The following is a 3,986-nucleotide window of genomic DNA, read 5'->3' as shown; positions in this document are numbered from 1 at the left end:
GTAAGCGGTGTTTTCTCCACACTACGGAAGAAGCATGAGGAGCGGCGCTCTTCTAGAACGGCATATCGTCGAAACGCGGCGTGGCTAATGACCGTTTCACGGACTTTAGCCAGCCCTTAAGTTGCTTGACGTCGTCGAATACGAGCAGGTCATGTTCAAGGGCGTGGAGGCTCTCCTGCAGCGAGAAGATATCAGCGGCAAGATTGCGCATGATGGTGCTGGGCGACACGCTGATGAAGGGCGGAATTCCGTAGCTGTGCTTGAATCCGTTCTCGACATGCAGGATTTCGTGGTCGAGTTCACCGGCCTGTTCCTTCAGAATCTTGTTGTAGTGTTTCAACCGGTCTTCGCCGATGTGGTTGATGGCGCTTTGGTCGATATGTTCCAGCTCCAGCTGCAACTCAAGTAATTGCAACAGGCTGTTTTTGCTATATGCCTGGTTGGCCCTTTGCATCAGAGCGGTCTTCCGATCACGCTCCTGCGGGTCGGTTTCGCGGTCGGGATGCAAGGCGCTGGCCAGTTTTCGATAGACCTCGCGGATGGATAAGCTCAGTTCGGCCTGCTCAACTTGTTCTCGTGCCTCTGCTGCGAGTTGCCTGGGCGTCTTTTTTCGTTTGGCGCTTCGCGCTTCCCGCGCCTGGTTTTCGAGTGCATCTTGTGCCTGCAGCTGTTCCATTTGCGCATGGGCGCGCTGCAGTACATCCTCGGGAGAACTCAAATCAACGTCGTCGCCCAGCTCGACCCCGAGCATGGCCTCGAGCGCCGATTTCATGTCGTCCCACTCGGCGGCGGCTTCACTGTCAAAGTCAGATTCGCTATATCGGTTGTAAATCGTTTTAAGCTCCAGATCATCACTCTGGGCGACCAGCTCACCTGCCAAGTCGCTGATCAGGTCTGCAATCGTGCGCCGCTCGGATTTGGTCAGCCCCTTCTGACCGTACGCCTGGTCCAGGCGATGCACGAGCTTGGTCCGCAAGTCGATGGAAGTTTGCTCAAGGGGAGCGAACTCGCTTAGATATTTCCGATGGAAGGCAGGCAATGCAGCCTCCCAGGCACGCAGCCGGGCGCGCCGCTTTTCGATCTGCTTGATCAGCGCGTTGAACGCCTTTTGCCCCTTCGACAGATTAGACTTGTCATGGTCGGAAGCAATGCTGATGGACCTGAGATTTGTCCTGGTCATGGGATGATTTCCGCTGGTTGATGCGAGAGCGAGCACCCCGTTATTTTAGCCGAGGTCGCGATTGCACCGCGTTGGCGCCCGCGCGGCGAGAGCGAGCACGCGCACGTTGCCGACCGATGATCGACTTATACCGGAGCTCGTGGAGAACGCGGACTGGACCCCAGACTGGGGTGCTTCAGGGGTGGGTTGTAGCGAGCGTCCCTCGTTTGGCGAAGTTAAAAGGCAGCAGGTCGCCGATGTCAGCCCCGGGCGCTCTTTGCGGTAGCTCGTTGAGCACATGATGCAGATATGCATAGGGCTCGACGTTGCAGGCCCGGCACGTCAGCACGAGGCTGTAGACCATGGCGCTCGCCTTCGCGCCCGCAACTGTGTCAGAGAAGAGCCACGAATGTCTCGCCGTTGCAAATGGCCTGATATCTCTTTCCAGAATGTTGTTATCCACGGGGGCACGCCCATCGATGACGTAGCGGCTTAGATATTTCCATTGGTTTCTCGTATAGCTGATCGCCTTGCCCAACAGGCTTTCAGGCAGAACCTGGGGCGCCTGTGTGTCCAGCCATGCCTTGAGCGCTTCCAGCAACGGCACGCTGTGCTGCTGCCGCAGCCGGTAGGTGTAGTCGGCTCGCGTCCCGCCATCGGGCAGTTCTGCCCGGGCCAGGGTCTCGACCTGATACAGCGCCTTGAAGTACTCAAGCGCCTGCAGCGCGCGACCACCGGCTTTTTTCTTCTGCCCCTTGTGCGCGTCGACAAACAGGCGCCGCGAATGGGCCATGCATCCGAAATGGGTCACGCCTTCGAGCGTGCGCCAGGCGCTGTAGCCGTCAGTCATGAGCATGCCTTCGTAGCCAGCGAGAAACGCTTGCGGATATTGCTGCCCGCGCCCGGGTTGGTAGTCGAACAGCACCACCGGCTGCTCGCTGTCCCCGGCACTTCTGTACGTCCACATATAACTCGTGCTTTGCGGCGTCTTGCCTTCTTCCTTGAGAACCTGCACCGTCGTCTCGTCGCCGTGAATCAGCGGCTGCGACAACAGTGTCTGGCGCATCGCTTCGTACAGCCGCCTGTAGTGCAGCTCGGCAGGCCTGATGATCCAGTTCGCCAGCGTGCCGCGGCTCACCGCAATGCCAGCACGGGCCAGCGCGTGCTCCATCCGGTACAACGGTGTGCCGTCAACATATTTGCCGGTTGTCACCGTCGCAATCATCGCCGCGCTCGCGCTGCTACCCGGCAACGGCTGCACGGGCATCGGCGCGATTACCATCGGCGTGCGTTCGGCGTTGCGCTCGCAGTGGCGGCACGCGTATTTGAAACGCACATGTTGCAGCACCACCGCCTGGATCTCGATGTGCAACTGCTCGCTCGTCTGTTCGCCCATGCGGTGCAACGCGTTCTGACAGCATGCACAGATCTTCTGCTCATCGGACAGATCGTACTCGATGCGCCGGCGCGGCAGCGCGGCCGGCAGCGGCTTGCGTCCCCGCTTACCGTGCTCGGATTTGCCAACTTCCGGCAGTCCCGTATCGGGCAGCGCGAATGCGCCATCCGGATCATCGTCACCGGGTTCGGTCGCGGCGATCTGCTCGGCTTCGTCGAACACGCGATCCCTGAGTTTTTCGCTGCTCGGCGCGAAGCGCTTGAGCTGCGCCAGACGGAACAACTCCTCGAGTTGCCCGATGCGTTGCGCCAGTTGCTGGTTATGGGACTGAAGCTCGAGAATGCGCGCGATCAGCGCCTCGGGGGAGAGCTGTTTGAGATCGTCCTCAGCGGACGGGGGGCGGGCGTCGCTATTCATGTGCCCCACGGTAGCGAAGCTGCACAACGAATGGGTTTACGTCAAAGTGTAACAACCACGCCGGGCGTCGCGCGCACCACGCCCGGCGCGCGGCTACTGAACGTTCAACTCACGTGTCGGTACTGCCTCGAAGGGTGACGACGCACCGCGTCGATGTCGATGCCGTCGAGTAACCAGTGAAGTTGCTCGCTCGTAAGTTCCATCACTGCCTGCTGTCGACGTGGCCAGACGAAACGGTCAGCCTCTAACCGTTTCATCATCAGCCAGAAACCCGAGCGCTCGTAAAACAGCAGTTTGATGCGGTTCGCACGCTTGTTACGGAAGGCGAAGACCGCACGGGCAAATGGGTCAAGCTGCATGGACTGCTCGACCAGGATAACGAGACCGTTAATCCCGTTCCTGAAATCGACCGCGTCGCGGTGCAGGTAGACCCGCAGTTCAGCGTCCAGCCGGAACATGGTAGCGCCCCAGCGTTTCGATCATCGCCGACACCAACGTCGTGTCCTGCCCGCTACACTCGAGCTTGAGCGTAATGCCATTGGGCATTTCCACCGTCAGCCGTGAGGGGGCCGGTGGGCGCAGTGAGCGGCGCACGGATTCGCCGCGCGCCGGCAGGAGTTCCGATTGCGCTCCGGATTGCCTCGACTGCGCGTCGGTGCGGCCAATCTCGACGACCGGCACGAACGCCGACGGCGTACCTTCGATTACGTCCATCGCGACGGTGCCGTCGCGCTTCTCCTGGTGCTTGCTGACCCACCGGCGCAGCAAGTTCGCGTTCACACCAGCCTTGAGCGCCATGCCAGCCAAAGACACGCCCGGCTGCAGGCAGGCCTCGACCAACTTCTGTTTGGCCTCTTCGTCATAGTAGCGCCGTCGGCCATCACTGCTTACGCCGACGGGCTCAAGCTTCAACGGATCTGAGGGATTCTGCGTCATATGTCCACCTGTCAATGAGTGGACATATGCTGCGCGATCAAGACTCAGGAAACCATGTGCGCTTATTTCACCGCTTAC

At 60.0% G+C, this 3,986-nt stretch carries 4 protein-coding genes; all 4 read right to left on the bottom strand.

Translation table 11 applies throughout. From position 1 onward, the window contains the following. Positions 1-52 precede the first annotated feature (52 nt). A complete protein-coding gene (locus B0G75_RS39835) occupies positions 53-1,180 on the bottom strand; it encodes a J domain-containing protein (protein WP_106285460.1) in 1,128 nt (375 codons plus the stop codon). 175 nt (positions 1,181-1,355) lie between these two features. Next, complete coding sequence (locus tag B0G75_RS39830) at positions 1,356-2,972, bottom strand: IS66 family transposase (protein ID WP_106314944.1); 1,617 nt, start codon at positions 2,970-2,972, stop codon at positions 1,356-1,358. A 104-nt stretch (positions 2,973-3,076) separates the two neighbouring features. Further along, positions 3,077-3,430 carry an IS66 family insertion sequence element accessory protein TnpB gene (gene tnpB, locus B0G75_RS39825; RefSeq protein WP_106285458.1) on the bottom strand — a complete coding sequence of 118 codons (354 nt, stop codon included), beginning with the start codon at positions 3,428-3,430 and terminating at the stop codon, positions 3,077-3,079. Beyond that, a partial coding sequence (locus B0G75_RS39820) for a transposase (protein WP_258194982.1) occupies positions 3,411-3,986 on the bottom strand: 576 nt, incomplete at its 5' end. The genes B0G75_RS39820 and tnpB, both read right to left, overlap by 20 nt.

The organism is Paraburkholderia sp. BL18I3N2, assembly GCF_003001875.1.
Lineage (GTDB): Bacteria > Pseudomonadota > Gammaproteobacteria > Burkholderiales > Burkholderiaceae > Paraburkholderia > Paraburkholderia phytofirmans.
This window is presented reverse-complemented; position numbering and strand designations above follow the sequence as displayed.

Coding starts and splice junctions, on each gene's coding strand:
- tnpB (WP_106285458.1), bottom strand. CDS start 3,430: ATGTTCCGGCTGGACGCTGAACTGCGGGTCTACCTGCACCGCGACGCG.
- B0G75_RS39830 (WP_106314944.1), bottom strand. CDS start 2,972: ATGAATAGCGACGCCCGCCCCCCGTCCGCTGAGGACGATCTCAAACAG.
- B0G75_RS39835 (WP_106285460.1), bottom strand. CDS start 1,180: ATGACCAGGACAAATCTCAGGTCCATCAGCATTGCTTCCGACCATGAC.